This window comes from Candidatus Didemnitutus sp., assembly GCA_019634575.1.
Taxonomy (GTDB): Bacteria; Verrucomicrobiota; Verrucomicrobiia; order Opitutales; family Opitutaceae; genus Didemnitutus.
This window is the reverse complement of record JAHCAY010000001.1, coordinates 875563-896521: the sequence shown is the minus strand read 5'-3', so window position 1 is coordinate 896521 and position 20959 is coordinate 875563. Positions and strand designations below refer to the sequence as shown.

The 20959-nt window shown below is 68.1% G+C and carries 16 protein-coding genes; 2 read left to right on the top strand and 14 right to left on the bottom strand.

What is annotated here, in order from left to right; all coding sequences use genetic code 11:
• Positions 1 to 84: 84 nt before the first annotated feature.
• The 3 genes from hemG to hemF form a co-directional block, all read right to left on the bottom strand.
• On the bottom strand, positions 85 to 1482 hold the full coding sequence (gene hemG, locus KF715_03730) for a protoporphyrinogen oxidase (protein ID MBX3735777.1): 1398 nt from the start codon (positions 1480 to 1482) through the stop codon (positions 85 to 87).
• Positions 1483 to 1498: 16 nt separating this feature from the next.
• The gene (hemE, locus tag KF715_03725) at positions 1499 to 2524 is read right to left on the bottom strand and encodes a uroporphyrinogen decarboxylase (protein ID MBX3735776.1); all 1026 of its coding nucleotides are present in this window, start codon (positions 2522 to 2524) and stop codon (positions 1499 to 1501) included.
• 114 nt (positions 2525 to 2638) lie between these two features.
• Positions 2639 to 3553, bottom strand: a complete 915-nt coding sequence (gene hemF / locus KF715_03720; protein ID MBX3735775.1) for an oxygen-dependent coproporphyrinogen oxidase — start codon at positions 3551 to 3553, stop codon at positions 2639 to 2641.
• Positions 3554 to 3960: 407 nt separating this feature from the next.
• Between hemF and KF715_03715 the strand changes: the two genes are divergently transcribed.
• Entirely contained in the window at positions 3961 to 4668 is a 708-nt protein-coding gene (locus tag KF715_03715; GenBank protein MBX3735774.1) for a hypothetical protein, read from the top strand.
• Between the two features lie 109 nt (positions 4669 to 4777).
• On the opposite strand, the gene KF715_03710 is transcribed toward KF715_03715, so the two are convergent.
• The 10 genes from KF715_03710 to KF715_03665 all read right to left on the bottom strand — a co-directional run bounded on the left by KF715_03710 (position 4778) and on the right by KF715_03665 (position 18031).
• The gene (locus KF715_03710; protein ID MBX3735773.1) at positions 4778 to 6109 is read right to left on the bottom strand and encodes an amidohydrolase family protein; all 1332 of its coding nucleotides are present in this window, start codon (positions 6107 to 6109) and stop codon (positions 4778 to 4780) included.
• 252 nt (positions 6110 to 6361) lie between these two features.
• Entirely contained in the window at positions 6362 to 6946 is a 585-nt protein-coding gene (locus KF715_03705; GenBank protein MBX3735772.1) for an HD domain-containing protein, read from the bottom strand.
• Between the two features lie 101 nt (positions 6947 to 7047).
• Positions 7048 to 8091: an ROK family protein gene (locus tag KF715_03700; protein ID MBX3735771.1), complete on the bottom strand. Its 1044-nt coding sequence runs from the start codon at positions 8089 to 8091 to the stop codon at positions 7048 to 7050.
• Between the two features lie 57 nt (positions 8092 to 8148).
• Positions 8149 to 8403, bottom strand: a complete 255-nt coding sequence (locus KF715_03695) for a YecH family protein (protein ID MBX3735770.1) — start codon at positions 8401 to 8403, stop codon at positions 8149 to 8151.
• A gap of 71 nt (positions 8404 to 8474) precedes the next feature.
• On the bottom strand, positions 8475 to 11834 hold the full coding sequence (locus tag KF715_03690) for a hypothetical protein (protein ID MBX3735769.1): 3360 nt from the start codon (positions 11832 to 11834) through the stop codon (positions 8475 to 8477).
• 17 nt (positions 11835 to 11851) lie between these two features.
• Positions 11852 to 12649: a DUF2225 domain-containing protein gene (locus KF715_03685; GenBank protein ID MBX3735768.1), complete on the bottom strand. Its 798-nt coding sequence runs from the start codon at positions 12647 to 12649 to the stop codon at positions 11852 to 11854.
• A gap of 139 nt (positions 12650 to 12788) precedes the next feature.
• Positions 12789 to 13349 carry a YdeI/OmpD-associated family protein gene (locus KF715_03680; protein ID MBX3735767.1) on the bottom strand — a complete coding sequence of 187 codons (561 nt, stop codon included), beginning with the start codon at positions 13347 to 13349 and terminating at the stop codon, positions 12789 to 12791.
• Positions 13346 to 13786 (bottom strand): hypothetical protein, encoded by a 441-nt coding sequence (locus KF715_03675; protein ID MBX3735766.1) that lies wholly within the window; start codon positions 13784 to 13786, stop codon positions 13346 to 13348. The genes KF715_03680 and KF715_03675 overlap by 4 nt, the downstream gene beginning before the upstream one ends.
• Positions 13787 to 13981: 195 nt before the next feature.
• Positions 13982 to 14749 carry an alpha/beta fold hydrolase gene (locus KF715_03670; protein MBX3735765.1) on the bottom strand — a complete coding sequence of 256 codons (768 nt, stop codon included), beginning with the start codon at positions 14747 to 14749 and terminating at the stop codon, positions 13982 to 13984.
• 237 nt (positions 14750 to 14986) lie between these two features.
• A complete protein-coding gene (locus KF715_03665; GenBank protein ID MBX3735764.1) occupies positions 14987 to 18031 on the bottom strand; it encodes an alpha-mannosidase in 3045 nt (1014 codons plus the stop codon).
• Positions 18032 to 18180: 149 nt separating this feature from the next.
• Here KF715_03665 and KF715_03660 point away from each other — a divergent pair, with 149 nt between their 5' ends.
• Positions 18181 to 19218 carry a LacI family DNA-binding transcriptional regulator gene (locus KF715_03660; protein ID MBX3735763.1) on the top strand — a complete coding sequence of 346 codons (1038 nt, stop codon included), beginning with the start codon at positions 18181 to 18183 and terminating at the stop codon, positions 19216 to 19218.
• A 10-nt stretch (positions 19219 to 19228) separates the two neighbouring features.
• Here KF715_03660 and KF715_03655 read toward each other — a convergent pair whose 3' ends face one another.
• Complete coding sequence (locus KF715_03655; GenBank protein MBX3735762.1) at positions 19229 to 20956, bottom strand: glycoside hydrolase family 28 protein; 1728 nt, start codon at positions 20954 to 20956, stop codon at positions 19229 to 19231.
• Positions 20957 to 20959 lie beyond the last annotated feature (3 nt).

The window sequence follows — 20959 nt, the reverse complement described above, 5'->3', positions numbered from 1 at the left end:
CCGCAGCATAGCGGGACGCACGTTAGAAACCCGTGCGATGCAGGTTAGACTTTTCTAATCCGCCGACTCGCCGCGGCGGCGGGCTTACGATGCGAAATCGGCGACGCGCTGCGCGAGTTTTTCGCCGCTCTTGCAGCAGTCCGGGAGCGAGATGCCGTCGCGGCACTGGCCGCCGATGAAGAGGCCGGGCGTGCGGTTTTCGAGGCTGGTCATGGTCTCGAAATGGCGCTCGTAGCCGATCTGGTATTGCGGGATCGCGCGCGGCCAAAAGGTGTGTTTCACGAACACGGGCTTGCCCTTCACGCCGACGAGCTCGCGCAGGTCGCGGTCGACGCGTTGCAAGAGCTGTTCGGTGCTGAGGCGTGCGTGTTCGGGCTGGCGCATGCCGCCGGCGAAAACGGTGAGGCCGACATGACCTTCCGGCGCGCGGCCAGGGAAGAGCGTCGACGAAAACAGGATGCCGAGGACATCGCGGCGCTCTTTTTCCGGGGTGAGTCCGCCGAAACCGTCGAGCGGGTGAGCGACGTCCTCGCGCTTGAAGCCGAGGAAGAGCGACGAAACGGGCGGGTGCGTGATGGTGTCGAGCGTGGCGAGCGGGCGCTCCGCGAGCGTGCCGAAGGTGAGATGCGCGAGGGCGGGCGCGGGGACGGCGAGCACGACGTAATCGAACTCACCGCCGCATTTCTCGGTGCCGCGCGAGCAGACGAGGCGATGCGGCTGCCCCGGGATGATGGTCTCGACGGTGGTGTTGAGCGAGACGGCGTCGGCGGGGAGTCGGGCGACGAGCGTGTCGGTGAGTTGCTGGAGACCGAGGCGGAAGGAGATGAGGGGCGCGGCACCTTTTTTCTTCGGCGCGCCCGTGGCGAGGCGTTTGGCTTTCGCGGCGGCCATGAAGCCGCGCGGCAGCGAGCCTTTGAGGCGTTCGGCTTCCCAGAGACTGGGGAAGGCGTTTTTGACCGAGAGTTTTTCGGGGTCGCCCGCGTAGATGCCGGCGACGAGCGGATTCACGGCGTAGTCGACGAGCTCCTGCGTGTAGTGGGAGCGGACGAGTTCGGCGAGGCTGACGTCGGTGTTGCGGATGCGCGGGCGCGAGAAGAGTTCGGTGAAGAGCGAGAGCTTGGTGCGAGCGCCGAAAATCGGCGTGGCGAAGAAGGAGCCGGGCCCCATCGGCACGGGCATGAACTTGCCGTGGCGGACGATGAAGCGCTTTTTCGCCGCCGGGTTCGCGATCTGGAGATCGGGCTCGAGGCCGATGTCGGCCACGAGTTTCTTGAGCTCGGGGGAACTGTATTGGACGGAGTTGGGGCCGGCTTCGGCCAGCCAGCCGTTCTCCCGGATCGTGCGGATGGAGCCGCCGGCCTGCGCGGAGCGCTCGAACACCCTCACGCGAAAACCGCGCTCGTGCAGCCGGTAGGCGGCAGTGAGGCCGGCGATGCCGGCGCCGATGATCGCGACTGATTTTTGCGGGTTCGAGGTGCTCATGACGAGGAGGGTAAACTCATTTCCACTGCGTGACGGTGTCGACGAGCGCTTGCATGCACTCGAGCTTTGCGGAGGGCATGATGCCGTGGCCGAGGTTGAAGATGTGGCCGTTTTGGCCGCGCATCGTCTCCAAGAGGCGCGTGGCTTCGCGGCGGACGATCTCGGGCGTGGTGTTCATCAGCACCGGGTCGAGGTTGCCCTGCAGCGCGACGTTGTTGGGCACGAGGCGGCGCACGACGCCGAGGTCCACGGTCCAGTCGACGCCGAGCACTTTCGCGCCCGAGAACGCCATGTCGGTGAGCTGCATCGGGCAGCCCTTGGCGTAGAGGATGACGGGGAAGCCCGGCGGCATCGCGGCGATGATCTGGCGCATCCAGCGGAGCGAGGCGGCTTCGTAATCCTGGCCGGCGATGATGCCGCCCCACGAGTCGAAGATCTGGATCGCGTCCGCGCCGGCGCGGATCTGCATGTGGAAAAACTCGATGACGGCGGCGGTGAGTTTTTCCATCAGCGCGTCGAAAAACGGGCGGTCGGTGAAGAACAGTTCCTTGATGCGTGAGAAATCCTCCGAGCTGCCGCCCTCGATCATGTAGGTGGCGAGCGTCCACGGCGAACCGCCGAAGCCGAGCAGCGCGCGTTCGCCCTTCAGCTCCTTCTTCACGAGCGCGAGCGACTGCGCCATGTAGTCGAGCCGCTCGGCGACGCCGGTGACGTTGAGGCGGTCGAGCTGGGCGCGGTTTTCGAGGCGATACTCCATCGCGATGCCGCCCTCGTCGCGGAACTTGTAGCCCTGGCCGAGCGCCTCAGGGATGACGAGGATGTCGGAGAAGATGATCGCGGCATCGAGGGCGAAACGGCGCAGCGGTTGCAGCGTGACCTCGGCGGCGAGCTCGGGCGTGCGCACCATCTCGAGGAAGGACGACTTGGCCTTGAGCGCGCGGTATTCGGGTAGGTAGCGGCCGGCTTGGCGCATCACCCAGATCGGCGGGCGGTCGAGCGGTTCGCAGGCAACGGCTTTGAGGAAACGTTCGCGGGAGGTCATGGATTTTTAACCACAGATGGACACAGAAGAGCACAGATCGGCGTAGTGCCGGATGAAGGTGTTATCTCGGTGTGCGTGGGAATACATCTGTGTGAATCGGTGTTTATCTGTGGTTCAGGTATGGTTCGCCCAGTCGTGGGGCTTGAGAAACACGTTGTAGAGTCGCGCTTCGGGCGAGCCGGGTTGCGGCTGGTAATCGTAGCGCCAGCTCACGAGCGGCGGCAGCGACATCAGGATGCTTTCGGTGCGTCCGCCGCTCTGGAGGCCGAAGTGCGTGCCGCGGTCCCAGACGAGATTGAATTCCACGTAGCGGCCACGGCGATAGAGCTGGAAGTCGCGCTCGCGCTCGCCGAACGGCGTGGCTTTGCGGCGCTGCACGATCGGCACGTAGGCCTTCAGGTAGGCGTCGCCGATGCTGCGCAGAAACGCAAAGCTCTCATTCGCACCGAGGGCGTTGAAGTCGTCGAAAAACACGCCGCCCACGCCGCGGGGTTCGTTGCGGTGCTTCAGGAAAAAGTAGTCGTCGCACCATTTCTTGAAGCGCGGATAGAGCTCTGGGCCGTGTGGAAAACACGCGTCGCGCGCGACGCGGTGCCAGTGCACGCAGTCCTCCTCGAAGCCGTAATAGGGTGTCAGATCGAAGCCGCCGCCGAACCACCAGGTCGCCTGCTCGCCTTCGCCGGCGATGAAGAAGCGGACATTCGCGTGGCTCGTGGGCACGTAAGGGTTGCGCGGGTGGATGACCAGCGAGACGCCCATCGCGTGGAACGGCTTGCCCGCCAGCTCCGGGCGATGCGCCGTGGCGGAGGCGGGCAGGGATTTGCCGGTGACGTGGGAGAAATTGACGCCCGCCTTCTCGAACACCGCGCCGTTTTCCAGCACGCGCGAGCGACCGCCGCCGCCTTCGGGACGCGACCAGCGATCCTCGCGGAACTCGCCGCCATCGTCTTCGCGTTCGAGCGTTTGGCAGATGGAGTCTTGGAGGGCGAGAAGGTAGCCGCTGACGGCGTTGAGATCGGGAACGGACATGCGTGGAAGAGGTTAAGAAAGCCGACCGCGAACGGCCGGCAACAACCTTATCCAACGGTAACAAAGCCGGGGCCGGGCGTGCCGCGCAACAGTTGCCGGGATTCGCGCGTGGTTTGTCGGGGGCGGGTCTGGTGGGTGGGCAGTGTGGGAGCGAGCTTGCTCGCGACTGGTTCGGACGAGTCGCGAGCAAGCTCGCTCCCACAGGAGCCGACAAAGCGCGGCGAGTGCGAGGTAGCCCGCGACCTCCGGGCGCGGGTTTGCGATTCGCGAACCGAGCACCCGCGCTCGGAGATCGCGGGCTACCGCGAGGCGCCGAGGGGGGACGCGCAACCGCTTGACGACTTTGCTAAAGTCAGGATTCGACACCGGCGGCGTCCGCCGATTCGCTGAACTTTCCGCCTCTTCCCATGCTCGCCACTCTCGCCGCGACCGGCTTCACGGTCGCCTTTTTCCACGCCGCGATTCCGACGCACTGGCTGCCGTTCGTGCTCGTGGCGCGGGCGCGCGGTTGGGCGCGCGGGAAGACGTTTGCGGTGTCGATGGCCGCGGGACTCGGACATGTGTTGCTGACCAGCCTGCTGGGGTTGGGGATCGCGTGGGTGGGCCAACACCTCGTGGAGCACTACGGCGAACTGTTTAACCGAGTCGCCGGCGCCGCGCTGCTGGTGATCGGCGGCTGGTTTTTCTGGCGGCAAGCACGCGGGGGCGTGCTGCACCATCACGCCGGTGGGCACCACCACGAGACCGAGCATTGCGGACACGCGGACGATCACACCCACATGGAAGAAGAGATTGCCGACTCGAAACTGGTGTCGCGCCAAGCGGGAGATTGGGCGGCGATCGGCGGGTTGTTCATGATGCTGACGCTCTCACCGTGCGAAGGCTTCCTGCCGGTCTATCTCGAAGGCGTGCATTACGGTTGGCGGGGCTTCGTGGTGCTGAGCGCGATCCTCGCGGCCGGCACGCTGATCGGCATGCTGCTTTTCACCTGGCTGACGCTCGTGGGCTTCTCGAAATTGCCGCTGCAGAAACTCGAGCGCTACGAAGCGGCGCTGCTCGGGACGATTTTCGCGGTGCTCGGGTTGATGATGCTGTTCATCGAGCACGGGCATTGAGGGTAGGGTGCGGACTCCGTTCCGCGCCGCGCTACCTTGAGGCTCGACCCGCGCCCGGAGGTCGCGGGCTACCGGGCGTAGAACGCGACGCCCGTCAGTTCGCGGCGTTTTACTCGAACTGCTTTACCGGTTGGCCGGCGATCGCATCCTTGTAGACCTCGCCGCCTTTCATGACGAAATCGATTTTCTCCAGCACGGTGACGTCGGCGAGCGGGTCGCCTTTGACGGCGATGAGATCGGCGTAGAAGCCGGGCGCGATCTGGCCGACCTTGGTCTGCCAGCCGAGCAGATCGGCGGCGGCGACGGTGGCGGACTGGATGGCCTGCATGGGCGTCATGCCCCACTTCACCATGTGGAAGAACTGTTTTCCGTTCCAGCCGTGCGGGTAGACGCCGGAGTCGGTGCCGTAGGCGATCTTGCAGCCGGCTTTCACGGCCTTGGCGAAATTCTCGCGCTGCGTGCGGCCGACCTTGCGCTCCTTCTCGATGATTTTGTCCGGGTAGCCCATGCGCGAATACTCGGCGAGGATGTAATCGTCGTTGTAGATGTCGGGCACGAGGTAGGTGCCGCGTTCGAGGGCGAGCTTGATGCCTTCGTCGTCGATGAAACTCGCGTGCTCGATGGAGGCGACGCCGGCTTTGATCGCCATCTTGATGCCTTCGGTGCCGTGGGCGTGGGCGGCGACCTTCCGTCCCCAGAGCGCGGCCTCGTCGACGATGGCCTTCATCTCGTCGAGCTGGTATTGCGGTGCGCCGACGGATTCCTCCTCGGACAACACGCCGGCGGTCGCGAGCATCTTGATGACGTCGGCGCCGTATTTGACGTTCTCGCGGACTTTTTTGCGGACCGCGTCAACGCCGTCGGCGACACCGTTGATGTCGCCCTCGAAGCGCACGTAGGGCGACATGCCGTTTAGGTCGCCGTGTCCGCCGGTCGCGCTGAGCGCGGGGCCGCTGGCTTGCATGCGCGGGCCGGCGACTTCGCCTTTCTCGATCGCCCGGCGGAGCGCGAAGTCGACGTAGTTGCCCGCGCCGACATTGCGGATCGTCGTGAAGCCCGCGAGCAGCGTGCGGCGCGCGTAGAGATGCGAGGTCGTTGCCTCGTCGATGGGGCTCTTACGGAAGATGTCCTCGTAGAAATTCTCCGGCTGGCCCGTGACGTGCGTGTGGCAATCGATCAGCCCCGGCAGCACGGTGGCGTTGCCGAGATCGATCAGGTGTGCGCCCGCTGGGAGCGTCGTCGCGGCCAGCGCGGTGACAGCGGTGACCTTGTCGCCGGTGACGGTGATGACCTGATCCGGCAACACCGTGCCGGACTTGGGGTCGATCACGCGCGCGGCCTTGATGTAGGTGACGGCGGGTGCCGCGGGAGTGGACGTTTCGGCGGCAAAGGCGGTGGTCGCGCAGACCGCGGCGACGAGGGGGGCAAGGCGGCGAAGCATGCGGGCACGAAATCGGATTGCGGGGGCGAGGCAAGCGAGCGGTTGAGACGCGGCTGCCGGCTGGTGCGAGCCGCATGCCGCGAGCGACCCGCGCCCGGAGGTCGCGGGCCACCGCGCAACGAGCGTCGGATTGCACGGAGCGGTGGGTGTCGGCGTCCCGGCTGACGCCAGTCGTCGCGGAGGGCCGGCAACGACGACCTTTGAGTGCGGGGCGCTAGAGTCGAGACGCGCGCCCAACTGCCGGATTCCAGCTCAGAGCGGTGGCGGGCGATCGCCGGCGGCGCGGGCCTGCGTTTCGGCGTCGAGGATTTCGCGGAGCTTCACGATCACCGGGTGGCCGGCGGTGTATTGCTGGCCGTAGGGCAAGTTGAAGGCGTAGTCGAAGGTCGCGGGGTTGCGGCCTTGGTTGTGCTGGAGGATCGTCTCGAGCTTATCGACGGCTTTCACGAACTTCGCTTCGGGCGTGGCGGCGGAGTTGTATTCGTCGAAGAGCGCGAGGAGGTTGGTGCGCACCGAGTCGGGCGCGTCGCCGAGCAACTGGATGAGGTCGCGGCGTTCCTGCTCGTGTTTCGGCGGCGCGCCGACTTGGAGCACGGCGGAGATGTCGCCGCTGACCGCTTCACCGAGGTCGTGCACGAGCGCGATGGCGAGCACGCGCTCGAAATCCAGCTCGGGAAACCACGGTTTCACGCTCAGCGCGAAGAGGCAGAGGCGCCAGGTGTGCTCGGCGGTGCTTTCCTGTTTGCCTTCCGAAGTCCACGAGGTGCGCGTGACGGTTTTCAGCCGCTCCGCGCGACGGAGAAACGCGAGCAGGGAGTGGATATCCGCGGTTTGCATGGCGGTGGATTGAAGGGCGTCGACGTCGCGCGGCAACCGCCGAGTCGGGGCGCGGCGACCTGACCGGCGGACGGGAGGGCGCGAGGCCCGCGCCAATCGGCTCAGGCCGGCGTGGGGAATGAGAGGCGCGCGACGAGCGCGGCGCCGATGGCTTGGGAGAGCTCGCCGAGGGTGGCGGGAACGATCTTGAGACGCGCCTTTTGCGGCTCCCACAGATAGGGCTCCGCGGCGGCGCGGATGCCCTCGAGGTAGCGCAGGCGGAAGGCGGGGGTGGTCGCGCCGGGATCGATCAGGCCGCCGCCGATGACGACGTATTCGGTGTCGAGCGCCATGAGGAGGTTCGCGATGTGCAGGCCGAGCGCGCGCGCCTGGAAGTCGAAGATCGCGAGGGCGAGCGGATCGCCTTGCTGCGCGAGACCGCGGAGCGACAGCGCCTTGTCCTTGTCCGGCGCGGGCGACGAGGCGAGCGGATGCTGCGGGAAGCGCGGCAGGAAGTGGGCGAGCAGTTGGGGCAGGCCGGAGATCGTCGTGTAGGCCTCGACGCAGCCCCAGTCGCGTCCGCAGCCGCATTTGAAGGGCGCAATGTTGCCGAGCAGGTGCAGCGGAGCGGGCATGTGGCCGCCTTCCATGCCGGAGATGGTGTCGCCGTCGAGTGGCGCGCCATCGATGCCGACGTAGGCGGCGCCGAGGCCGGAGCCGGGGGCGAGCATCAGCACGGAGGCTTTGCGGCCGGCGAGCACGCGGTGGGCCTCGCCCACGCCGCCGTAGTTGCCGTCGTTGCCGACGACGAGGGGCACGGGCCGGCCGGCGGCTTCGGCGAGGGCGGCGGCGTAGTCGTTGTGGAAATTCCACCCGAGGAACGAGCGCGGCAGATTGGCCGCCTGCCCCATGATGCCGTAACTGAGATAGGGGCCGGGAATGGCGAGGCCGACGGCGCCGACCTGATCCCAGGTGAGCTTGTTCTCGGCGAGGAAACCCTTTGCTCCCTCGATCCAGCCGCGCACGACGGCGTCGGTGCCGGCTTGGGAGTTCGTGGAGCTCTGGCGGAGCTGATGGGAGATGATGGTGCCGTCGGCAAAGATGCCGCCGGTCTTGGAGGTCGTCGCACCGCTGTCGGTGCCGAGATAGATTTTGGCCGTGCTCATGGGGGTGCGTCTAGTGGAGCGGAGCGGGGGAGCCGGCGCAATCTCCCGTTGCGTGCATCAGTGCTGGCAGACGTGGTGCGTGTTGACCGTGAAGCCTTCCTCGGTGCCGACGAACTTACCGCGGGCGGCGAGGAAATCGACGAGTTCGGCGGCGGTCATGCCTTCGGCCGAGCAGGTGTGGTAGCGCGTGCCGAAGCCGAATTTCCCCGTGAGGAAATCGGTGGCGGTGTCGCGGGTGAAAAGGCGACCGGAGGCGAGCATGGCATCCATCACTTCGTGGCCGTGGACGCTGGGAGTGAGTTGCGGGTGCATCCGCCATTCAAGCAGGCGCGCGCCGCCGCGGCTGCGCGCGCCTTGCCGAGCGCTGGCGGGATTTTGCGGCTTCAGGGCGCGGCGCAGGGCTCCTTGGTGCTGCCGGGATCGAGTCCGAGCCGGATCTCGCGCTCGTGGATGGCGGCAATGAGCTCGCGCAGGCGACGGCCGGAGGCCTCGGTGGCCTTGAGGAAATCGTCGCTGTTGCGATTGAGCTGTTTGAGGCGACGCCAGGCGATGACCTCGGCGCTGACGTCGTAGGCGGAGGTGACGAGATCGTCGGCGGCCTCGTAGAAGGCGATGGCGCGTTTCAGGCCCCACTTCTTTTCCAGGTAGTCCTTGATGCGCTTCTCGACCTCGCAGATTTCCATGATCTGCTTGATGCCCTCGACGATCTCCTCGCGCGTGAACTCCTCCTTGGACGCCCAGTCGGAGAAATCGCGCGTGGTGTAGGCGTCCTTGAAACGGTCGACGAGCCGCAGGGCGCGCTCGATCTTCGCGCGCTCGGCCGGATCGGTGACGGTGGCGAGTTTCTCCTTCAGGATGTCGCCGGGGAAATCGACGCTGAATTCCTCGAACTTCTCCTGCGCGCGCTTCAACGCGCTTTCATAGGCGTCGTTCGTGACCTTCTCCCACTCGGCACGCTGGTCGAGGTCGGATTGGATGGTGGCGTTGAAGCGCCGGAGTTGCGTCTGGATGCGGCAGAGCTCGGTGCGCAGCTGCGTGATTTCGCCGCGGATGCGGGCGCGCTCCTCGGGGTCGACGGCGGGCCGCGGCTTGGCGGGCGGCGCGGCGGGCGCGGCGGCGACCGGTGGAGGCTTCGGCAATTGGTTCCAGTCGCCGTTGCGCAGGAGCTGCACGACTTGGCGGGTGGGCAGCGGAAACTCGCGGATGGTAGCGAGGGTTTGCAGCTGCTTCAGATTGCCCTCGCCGCGATTCCACTGCTCCAAGGCTTCGGCGCGGGGCAGGTCGCCGACGCCGGTCTGGCGGAGGATTTTTTGGGCGCGCTCCATCAAGTCGATGTTCTGGCGGGTCTGCGCGAGCATCTCGCCTTGCAGCAACACGGCGTCGACCGGAGAAGGCGGGGAAGCCTCGGGGATGCCCACCAGCGCGGGGTGTCCGGTGAAATCGAAATCCCCGGTCATCGCGCGGGCGCTCTGGTCGGCGAGGGCGCGGGCGGACTCGAGGTCGCCCTTCGCGGCGGCATCGACGGCCGCGCGGCCGAGGCCGGCGCTGGCGAGGAGTTGTCCCGCCGCGCTGGTTTTCAACGCGGGATCGATGCCGGCCTGGACCCACCCGTTGCCGGCGTCGGGGCCGAAGTCGACGCCGCCGATGGCGACGAGACCGAAGAACGTCCGTCCGCCGGACGAGTCGAAGTTGCCGGTCCAGAAACCGCGCTGGAATTGCGCGGGCAGCGGGGCCACCGGCGCGGGCGGGAAGGGCGGCGCGAGCTTGGTGCCGCGCGCCTGGGCCCAGCGGACGAGCGCGAGGATTTTGGCCGCCTCGCGCAGGCGATGCAGCTCGGGCAACGCGCGCGCGTAGTCGGCGTAGCGGGTCGTGAGCATCGCGGCGTAGCCTTGCATCGCATCTTCGGCGAGGCGGCGCGCGGCAGTGGAGTTGCAGCGATCATGGCTCATGATCCGCGCGCGGACGCCGGGGCGCGCGTCGCCGAACGCGATCACGCTGCCGTCGGGCGCGGCGCTCAGCGGCACAGCTTCCGGCACGAGCCAGAAGCGCACGCTGAGGTCGCCCAATTCGTGGACATCGCGCTCGGCTTCGAGGCGGGCGCTGAATTGGCTGGGCGTGACGTGGCCGGGCACGCGCGTGGCGAGCTCGGGTGTCGTGCCGAGTGTCTTCAGCGTCCAGTCGGCCGCGAGGAAGGTGCGCGCCAGTTCGGAGGTGGGGGCTAGGCCGTCGAGGAAGACGGGTGCGACTTCCAGCGCGGGCATCCGGTGTTGGGCCTGGAGGAACGATTCCGAGAGCACGAGGCCGTTCAGCCAAGGCTCGATGATGCGTTCGCGCACGAGGTTGGCGTTCACCTCATCGGCCACGGCGCGAAACGCCGTGATGTCGCCACTCCGGCCGGCGCGGTCACCCGCGCTCTGCCAGCGTTGGCTGGGCACGCCGCAATTGCGAAAAATTGCTCCCCAGATGGCGACCTCGGCCTGGGCTTGCGCCTGTGACTCGGAGAGCGCGCCGGACTGTTTCTGCTGACGGATCGAGTTGATCGTGGGCAGCACGCCGAGCAGATCGAGCGCGATGCTCAGGCCGGCGGAGTCGTTGGCGGCGCCCGCGCGGACGAAAGTGGCGCCGCCCAGGCTACCGAGTTTGGTGTAGCAATAGGACCAGAAAAGCGCCCATTCCGGCGAGCCAGCCGGCGCCTGTCCGAGCATGCCGCGCACGCAGCCAGGGATCTCATCCGCCGACGCGCCGAGCAGCTCCACTCCGCGCGCCACGAAGCGGCGCCGGTCGGCTTCGAGGTTCGGGTTGGTGAGAAGCTGGTTGAAGATACCGAGCAGCCACGCCTTGCCGGCGGCGAGGTCGCTCAGGTTGGTCTGCATCTGCTGGTCGAACTGGCGGACGAACGCGGCGCCGGCGGCCTTCGAGGCGGCGGTCGGCTCCAAGCTGAACGAGGGCGCGGGGCTGCGCAGCGCATCATGCAACAGTGTCGAGTAGTCGATCGGTCCGGTCGCGAACGCCGGATCGTAGACGCCCGCAAACGCGAGTTCACCGGTGGCGGGATCGATGAAGACGCGCCGCAGGACGTTGATGCCGGTGCGATCGGCGGAGCGCGGCGCAAGCCCGGGAATCGTCCAGGGATCGGTGAGGTCGCCGCGGGCCAGCGTGACCGGCTGCTGGCTGGCGGCGAAGCGACGTCCACGCACCGCCTCGCGCTTTGCGTTCTGGACCTGAGTGGCTGCGGCTGCTGGCGCACCGCGGCCAGCAGCGGTGCGGCCTTCGCTTCCGGGGAGAGGCGGGCGGACGGGACGCGCGGAGTTGGCGGTCTCGCGGAGCGGGTAGAGGAAGAACTTCAGTTTCGCCTTCCCGCGCGAGAGGAGCAGCGACAGCGCCCCGTCCTGGTTCGTGGTCCACGCCTCGATCAGTTGCGACGCTTGCTCGAGTGAGTTGACGGGCTGGTCGTTGATGTGGGTGAGCACGTCGCCCGTCTTCAGTTCCATCTGAGCGGAACGCGTGCCGGCGTGGATCTTGTCGATGACGATGATGTCCGCGCCGCGGGAGCTGACGATTTTCAGACGCAGCCCGATGGTGGTGTCGGTGACGGTCAACCCTTCCGTCGCCGCCGGTGCGGTCCGTCCGCCGCGCTGGGCTGACGCGGTCGGGGTGGCGATGCCCGTGCCGAGCAGGAGACCGCCAAGGAGGAGAGTGCGGCCGACGACCGACCGCCACAAATGACGAGGCAGGGTTTTCATGAGAAGGGGTATCCGCCTCACCGCGGCGCGCGGGGCGGCTCGGCGCGGCCGTCATCGGGCGCGGCATCGCGCGCGGAGATGCGCCGGGCTTGCGCGGCAAGCGCGCGCGGGAGCCAGGGCAGCGCTTCGTCGTGCGCCGAAGAGATTTTCGCGAGGCGTTGCTGCGCGTCGTCGAAGCGGCCGAGGCGACGGCAGAGTTCCACGCCGAGATAGCGGGCGACGAGGCAGTCGGTGCGGCGTTCGGTTTGGTCGCGGAGATCGGTGGCCGCGCGGTCGAACCAGGTCAGCGCCCGCTCGGCGGCGCGCGCGTAGTCGCCCTGTTCGTCTTCCGCTTCCCAACTCGCGTGCAGATACGTGCGCCCGATCTCGAAGGGATCGGCGCGCAGTTCCTCGCGGAGGATCCCGAGGGCAAACCAAGGCGAGGCGGGACGCGCCTCGGTGCGGAAGCGTTCGCCGGCGACGATCTCGCGCAGGCGGGCGATTTCCTGAGCGGTGGGATACTTGGTGAAGAGGGGAAATCCGCATTGCGGGCAGCGTGCGAGCGCGGGCGGCTGGCTGATCGGCCCAATTTTTTTCAGGTCGAGTCGCTGGCCCTCGGCGTAGCCGGAGAAATCCTGCACGGCTTCGAATTCCGTGCCGTCGAGCGGACAGGTTTGGCGGACCACCGCGCGCTCGCTGGCGGCGGCGCTGACGAGACCGAGGGCAAGCAGGATGCGACCGACGATGCGTGCCGGCCACTGGGACGCGCGCGGGCGCGCCGGGGTGAGCGTGAACCGGGACGATCCGCCCGCAGCGGGCGCGCGATGCCGTTTCATCGCGGTAGCATACGCTGCGCGCGACCGGGCGGCTCCGCATATCGTGCGCTCACGGCGGAACGCAGCGCGCGTGATGCCGGGCATTAGTGCGAGCGGGAGGGCCGAACGGCCCGAACGGATCGGCGACGAAATCGGCCGGCTACTCGAGGCGTCGGCCGGCGGCGGAGGCGGCGATGAGTTTCGCGAGCCGGCGCGCGCGCGTCGCTTCCTGCTTGGCGGAGGCGACGTGGAAGGTGGCGAGGCGGCGGTAGCCGGGCGGCTGGGCGTTGAAGAATTTCCACGCGGCGGCGTGGGCCGCGAACTCGCGACGGAGGGCGGGTGGAAATTCGGGAGGGGTCACGCGCTCGAAGGAGTAGATGCCGGTCTTCGCGGGCGTGCGGGCGGCGAAGGCGGCGAGGCCGGCGGGGGCCATGCGGCCTTCGCGGGTGAGGCGCTCGACGTGGGCGACGTTGACGTTGCTCCAGGTGCTGCCGGATTTGCGCGGCGTGAAGCGCTGCATGTGGCTCGCGTCGTCGATACGGCGCATCACGCCGTCGATCCAGCCGAAGCAGAGCGCTTCCATGAGGGCGTCGTGATACGTGATGCCACGGTGGGCTTGAGCTTTCTTGTAGAGGCCGACCCAGAGTTCGGTGACGCGGGCGTGGTTTTGCTCGAGCCAGGCGCGGAAGGCGGCGGGGGTCCTGAAGAAACGGGGAGTCATTTCGCGGAGCGGCGGCGGCGCAGGCGCGTGGAGCGGGCGATTTTCGGGGCGCGGCGTTTTTTGGGCGGAGGCACGACGCCGAGGCGCGGATCGCGGCGACGGACGAGGGTGACGAGGGTTTGCGCGGTGCGCTCGAAGGACGCGGACGCTTCGGGAAGGTAAAGCCATTTGCCGAGGACCGAGTGCACGGCGAGGTCGGGAAAATCGGCGCGCAGGGCGGCGTGGTGCTCGCGGTGAGTCGGCACGAGCAGGCCGCGCCAAGGCTCCTCGCCGGTGCTGAAGCAGAGCACGATCTTGCCGTCGAGGTAGACGGCTTTGGCGCCGAACATGGCGCGGAGGACGAAGCCGGGCTCGCGCTCGAGCGGCTCCCACAACCAGGCGTGCGGATGGGCGGGACGCGGGGCGAACAGGCGGTCGGAGGGGGCGGGGCGGGGCATTTTTAGCGGGATTGTGACAACAGAGTGACGCGATTGCGGCGGCGCGGTGAACTCTCGCGCAGAAAGTGCGCGGACGCTTGAACGTTTTCCGGCGGTCGTGCGTCTTTCTCCACGTTCATAGTGTTTGCTTGGTGTTAGGGTGAAGGCCGCCTAGGGGTAGGCGGCCTTCTCATTTTCCGGGGTGCGAGTCGCGGATCAGCGCAGCGTGCCGAGGAGCTCGGCGGTTTCGACGGGTTTGTGCCACTGCGGGTTGTGGTCGGCTTCCATGATCGTGACGGGCCAGCCGCGGGTGCGGGCGCGTTCGGCGGATTTCCAGAAGGCGTCCTCCTCGGGCTTTTTGCCGGGGTCGACCGTGAGAATGTAGACGGTGGGGATTTTTTCGCGCGCAGGATTCTTGAGGGCGAGGGGATCGGTGAAGGTCTTGGCGGGGTGCGGCACGTCGTTGGGGTAAGTCCCGGCGGGCTTGGCCCAGGGTGGGACGATCATGCCGTCCTTGGTCATGCTTTTGATCCAATCGGAGATGCCCATGACGTCCTGGGCGCATTCGCCGTCGTTGGGGACCATGGCGTCGAGGTAGACGAGTTTCTTGATGCGGTCGGGGAGGCGATCGGCGACGCCGGTGACGACCATGCCGCCGTAGCTGTGGCCGACGAGGATGATGTCGTGGAGATTTTCAAAAAGGATGACGTTCACGACGTCCTGGATGTGCGTCTCGAGGCCGATGTCCTTCGAGGCGAGATGCGAGCGCTCGCCGAGGCCGGTGAGCGTGGGGCGGCGGACGTCGAAGCCCTTTTCGCGGAGGAGCGGATCGACCTTGGAGAACTGCCACGCACCGCCCCACGCGCCGTGAACGATGAGCATGACGGGTTTCGCGGCGGGAGCTGCTGCGACGGGAGCGTCGGCGGCGCGCAGGGTCGGGTGGACGGAGAGGAGGGCGAGGCAGGCGAGGAGGAGGATTTTCATTTTCGGCGATCTCGACGGAGGAAAGGAGCGAAGTGAGGCGCTGACGCAAGGCGGAGACGGGCTCCGAGCCGGTGGCGGAGAGGTGGAGATCGATCCACGCAGAGCGAAACAGGGCGTGCTGGCGCGGCGCGCATGATGGGCGCGCGGGATGCCGGCACTCAATGTCGGATTCGCGTCGTCCGCGCGCGGCCGCGACGCCGAGGGAAGGCGCTGAGCTGCTCGAGGCCGGCTGCCGAGTTAACGGCGCTCTTTCCGCGTCGGTGCTTCGAGGCGCACGCTGACGATTTCGTAGGGTCGGTAACGCCAGGCGGAGGCTCGCCCGGCGGGGCGGCCATCCAGGTGGCAGCGCAGTGCGCGCCACCCGGGCGCGAGGCGCAGGCGCGCGGTGCCGGATTGTCCGCTGACTTCATGCAGGCGAAGAACCCAAACACCCGCTTCGACCGGCATCGCCCAAGCGGGCACGAGCGTGGGCGCTTCCTCGATCGCGAGCAGACCCGCGGAGACGGGCGCACCGCGGTAAGCGATCGGCGACGTGAAAAGCGTATCGGCCAGTGCGGCGGGTTGCGCGGCGGTCGGCGCGCCGGCGTCGTAGGCGGTCAGCGCGAGACGGATCAGATGGCGACCTTGATCGGAGAACGGAGAGGCGGGAGCGTGCCGGCTCAAGCCGAGCGGCACGGCGTAGCGATGGTCGTCGGTGCCGGTGATGCGGGCGGCGCGCAGGAGCGAGACCGTCAACTCGCCGTCGTGGGCCGCGAAACCGTATTTCGCCTCGGTGACGAGCGCGAGTCCTTCGCGTTCGCCATCGTGGGCGACGGTCGCCCAGCGGCTCGCGGGGACCTCCCACTGGGCGTCGGCGGCGGGCGCACCGGGTTGCTGGCTGCGCAACACGCTGCCGAAGGGCGTGCCGAAGCGTGCCTGTTGGCCGCGGTAATCGGTCGGAAAATGCAGTTTCAACCACGCCTGCGATTCGCGCCAGTCGACCTCGGCTTCGAGGCGCAACACGGCGGCGCCCGCTTCGAGGATATAGCGGAGCGTCAGGCGACTCGCGCGGCCGAGCGCGCGAGATACGGCGAGCACGACCCGCTCGGGTCCGGTTTCTTCGGCGACGAATTGCGGCGGCGTGCGCACGGGGGCGCCGAGCGCGAGCGAATGCCGGTCGACATCCCACGCATCGTAGTTGGCGGGCACGTCGGGGCACAACATCGCCACGGCGGCCGGGCCGCGCAGCGCGATGCGACGTCCGCGCACGGTGAGGGCGCGGAGTTCGCCGTGCGCGTCGACTTCCGCGCGCACGAGAGCGTTGCTGAGCGTGCGGCCGACGAGGGAAGCGGGGGCCGGCGGCGTGCCGCGGTCGCTCCATGGCCGGCTGGCCAGGGGGGGCAACTCCATCCATTGGGCCGGCGTATTGTGCCGGCGCCGCACCCAACCGCTCCACGGTTGCGGCAAGGGATTGAACACGTGCCAGGCACCGCGGCCGCGCGTCAAAGCGGCTTGGGCGGCGCGATGCTGGGTCGCCGCGAGGCGGCGGAGCTCCGGCACGCCTTCGGCATACACTTCGGCCACCGAACTGCCCGGGATGTAGTCGTGAAATTGCGCGAACACGAGCCGCCGCCAGGTGTCGCGCAGATCCGGCGCGAGACCTTGTGCGGCTGCGACCGCTTCGCGCACCTGCAGGGCTCGCTCCAAGCCGCGAAAAGCGGCCTTCACGTCGCCGTGCGTCGTGAAGGTGCCGCGGTGATACTCGAGGTAGCACTCGCCTTGGAACACCGGCAACTGCGCGCGGCGTCGGGCGAGGCGGGAGAAGAAGGCTTCAGGATGGTCCCAGCTGAGCGCGGGCGTGCCGGCGAGGCGGCTGAGACGACGGGCGCGTTCGCACATTTCCTCGGTGGGGCCGCCACCGCCGTCGCCGAAACCGGTCGGGTGCAGGAACTCGGGATGGACGTCGGATTGGACATGTCCCTGCGCGTTGGCGCGGAGTTCGCCGAGGTCGAGTCGGTTGTTGTAGCCGGCGTTTTGGGTGACGTGCGCGACGACCTCGCTGCCGTCCGCGCCGCGCCAGATGAAGCTGCTGAACGGAAAGCGCGTGACCGCGCTCCAAGTCAGCTTGGTGGTGAAAAACCATTCGACGCCCGCGAGGCGCATGAGTTGCGGCAGGCACGCGCTGTAGCCGAACACATCCGGCAGCCAGAGCAGGCGGCTCGGTGTGCCGCGCAAGCGGCGGAATTCCTCCTGTCCGAGCAGGAAGCTGCGGGCGAGCGCCTCGCCGCAGGGCAGCTGCGTGTCGCTTTCGACTTCGAGCGCGCCGGTGAGTTGCCATTGGCCGCGCTGCACGCGCTCGGCGACGGCCCGCGCGAGGACCGGAGCGCGGCGCTCCAGCGCGCGGTGTCCGGCCGGTTGACTGGAGGCGAAGCGGAACTCGGGATACAGCGCCATGAGGCGATTCACGGTGGCGAAGGTGTGCACGGTTTTCGCCTCGCCGATCCGCTCCGGCCACAGCCAGACGAGGTCGATGTGCGCATGTCCGGTGAGGACGGCGTGGGCGAAGGTGCGTTCGGTCCGCAACTCGGCGAAGAGCGCCGCCAACGCGCGGCGCAGCGCGGGGAGGCCGCGGAGTTCGTGGGCGTCGAGTGCCTGATCGAGCAAGCGCAGGAGCCGGCGGTAGAGCGGTGTCGCCTCAGTGAGCGGAGGCTGGAGCCCGACGCGTGCGAGTTCAGCGGGCGGACGGGAGGGCTCCTGCGCGCGCAGGTGCAGCATGACATCGAAGGCCGCTTGCAGGTCCATGGCGGCGGCCCAGGTTTCTTCGTCTCGCGCCAGCAGACGCGCGCTGGTGAAGAGGCTGCCGCGCGGCGAAAGGCCGGTGGCATCGGGGTGCCAGATGGCGGTCTGGCAGCAATAGCTCTCGATCCAAGCCTCGCGCGCGGTCGCGGGCAGCGCCACCCGGCGATGAGCCACGTCGAAGCCGTAGTAGGGCGCGTCGTCGACCCACAAGGTCGCTTCGCCCTGATCGAGCCATTCCAGGTAGCGCGGCGCGGTCGTCGAGGTCGTCGGCAGCACGAGGCGGAACCAGCGTTGATCGAACAATCGTCCCCAGGCCTCGCCCGCCCGGACGGGGCGGAGCGGCTCGCGGCGGGCGGCGGCGAGGGAACGGTGTTCCGCGCGAGCCGGCGTGCCGTGAACGGCGAGGACGCGAGTCTCCCGCCAGATCTGTTCGTGCAGGCGACGCAGCGTGGCTTCGACGCGATTAGGGATCAGCTGGGGAAACGGATGGGGGCCGCGGGGCATGGCGAGAGTCGTTAAGCAGAGGAAATCACGGGCCGGACGGCAATCGTCGCGCGGGGCTGTGCGACGAGTTGCACATATTGGTTCGGCGGTGCGGACGGCAGCAGCAAGCGAAGCTTGGCAGGGGAATGGCCGCGCGGCACGCTGCGCTCATGTCCGCCGTCACCCTCGCCGATGTTGCCCGCGCCGCTGGCGTCCACAAGGCGACGGCAGCGCGTGCGCTCAACGAGGACCCGCGGATTACGTCGGAGACGAAAGCTCGGGTGAAGGCGGCGGCGGAGAAGCTGGGCTATCGGGTGAATCATCTGCTCGCGGCGTGGATGAGCACGCGGCGGCGCGGCGTGCCGGTGGCGAGCGCGACGATCGCCTATGTGACGGGGCATCCGACGCGCTACGGTTGGCGCCCGCCGCACTCGGACCTGCCGGATTTTTTTCCCGGCGCCAAAGCGCGCGCGGAAGCGGCGGGTTTCAAGCTCGAGGATTTCTGGCTCCGGGAGCCGGGGATGACGCCGGCGAGATTTGTGCGCATCTTGCGGGCGCGCGGCATCCAAGGCGTGCTGATCGGTCGGATGCCCGGCTGGGAGACGACGCTGATGGAATACGATTGGAGCGGCTTCTCGGTCGCGGCGCTCGGAATCTCGCTGAAGGCGCCGCTGTTTCACCGCGTGCGGGAAAATCATTTTCAGACGACGAGTCTTGCGGCGGTCCGGTGTTTCGAGCGCGGCTATCGGCGCATCGGACTGGCTTTCGACCGGGCGGACGACATCGGCCGGATGAACGACATGTGGGTGGGTGGTTTTCTCAGTGAGCAGGTGAAGTGGCCGCGGACCTGTTACCGCGTGCCGCCGCTGCTGAGTCCCACGTCGAATCGCGCCAGCTTCGAACGCTGGTTGAAGCGGCATCGGCCGGACGTGGTTCTGGTGAGTCAGGCCGATCCGGTGCGGGGCTGGCTCGCGGCGGCGCGACTGCACGTGCCCGGCGACGTCGGCTTGGTCGACCTGCGCTGCTACGATCCGGCGGCCGGTATCTCGGGGGTGCATTACGATATCGCGCGCACGGGCGCGGTCGGGGTGGAGACGTTGATCGCCTTGCTGCACCGGCAGGAGCACGGGGTGCCGCCGCGTCCGCAGGAGGTGCTGCTCGAAGGCGAGTGGGTCGAGGGCACAACGCTGCGTCCGGCGAAAGCGTAAGAGGGCGCGCTCATGGCGTCGGGCCGGCTGCAGGTGCGGGCAGCGTGCGGATTTTTTCGCGTGCTGCGGCGGGGAGTGCGAGCGAGTCGAGGCCGGTTGCGGTGGCGCCGGCGAGCACGATGGCGGGCGGCTCGTGGGAAACGGCGGTGATACTGCCGCCGACGAACGTGAGGTCGGCTGAGCGGTCGGCGACGAGGGCGGGGCGATAATCGGCCGCGGTTTGGATGAGGCGGACGTTTTCCAGGCGGACGCCGCGGGCGTGACGGACGTAGAGGCCCCAGGCGGGTAGTTCGCCGAACACGGAGAACTCGGGGTAGTTCTCGCGTTTTTCCGGCACGGTGCCGAGGGCGTCGAGCGGGACCGCGGCGCGGGTCGGATCGCCGCCGCCGGCGTAGCGGATGACAATGTTGCGGAGGACGACGTCTTCCACCGGGCGATCGGGCAGGCCGGCGATGGACGAGGGGATGACGTTGACCGGGAGTTTGAGCGGCGGGCCTTCGTGCGGGTAGCCGGCGTCGGGTTTCGTAGCAGGGACGTCGACGTCGAGGTCTTCGATCACGACGTGGCGGAGAGTGCCAGGAGCTTTGGCAGTGTTGCGTTGGCCGATGCGGAGAAACAGAGCGTTGCCGGTGTGGCGCGCCTGGATGCGGGAAATGCAGATGTCTTCGAGCACACCGCCGTCGACCGTCTCGAGCGCGACGGCGGAGCGATAAGTGTCGTGGATCGCGAGATCCTCGACGCGAATCCGCCGGAAACCGTGGTGGGACGCGGTGCCGAGCTTGAACGCGCTGGCGCTGCTGCGGATGCGGCAACGGCGGACGGTGATGTCCTCGCAGAGCTGGCCGGTGGGCGACGGGTCGGACTTAAGGCAGATGCCGTCGTCGGCGGCGTCGATGTCGCAGTCCTCGATGAGGACGCGGCGGGAGTTCACGAGATCGAGGCCGTCGTTGTTCCAGTAAGTGACGCTTTCGACGCGGACGCCGCGGATGGTGACGTCGTCGCATTCGCGATAAGTTTGGACCCAGTTGGCGGCGTGTCGGAGCGTGATGCCGGAGACGCGCACGCCGCGACATTGCCAGAATTCGAGGAGTTGCGGGCGGACGAACTCGTCGACGCGCCAGGTGGCGACATCCTCGCGGCTGCGCGGGGCGACGCGGGCGGCGAGCGTGCCGGCGCGTTGCATCGCGTGCGGGTCGATCCAAGGTTGCTGGTCGGTGCCGATGCCGGTGAAGACGCGCTCGCCCTCCTTGAGGCCGGGGAAGAACGCGAGGTGGTCGCCGGATTCGTAGAGGCGAATGGTATCGGCGGCGACGGCGGTGCCCTGGCCGTCGATGACGCCGGTGCCGGTGATGGCGACGTTGTCCTGATCGCGGGCGAGGATGAGCGCGGGCCAGTTGCCGCGGCGGTAGTCAGCGATGTGCGGGCTGCCGAGCAGGGTGGCGCCGGCGTCGAGGTGGAGCGTGACGCCGGAGAGAAGACGGAGCGAGCCGGAGAGATAGGTGCCGGCGCCGAGCGTGACGAGGCCGCCACCGGCGGCGTGGGCGGCGTCGATGGCGCCTTGGATCGCCGCGGTGTCGAGCGTCTGGCCGTCGGCGACGGCGCCGAAGTCGCGCGGCGACCAAGTGCGGGCGGTTGCCGCGGGGGAAGGCGGCGACTCGGAGGGGAGCGTGGCGTTTTCCGTGCTGGCGAACGCGATCGAAACTGAAAGCAGGGTGGGCAGGAGAAGACGCGCGAACATGTG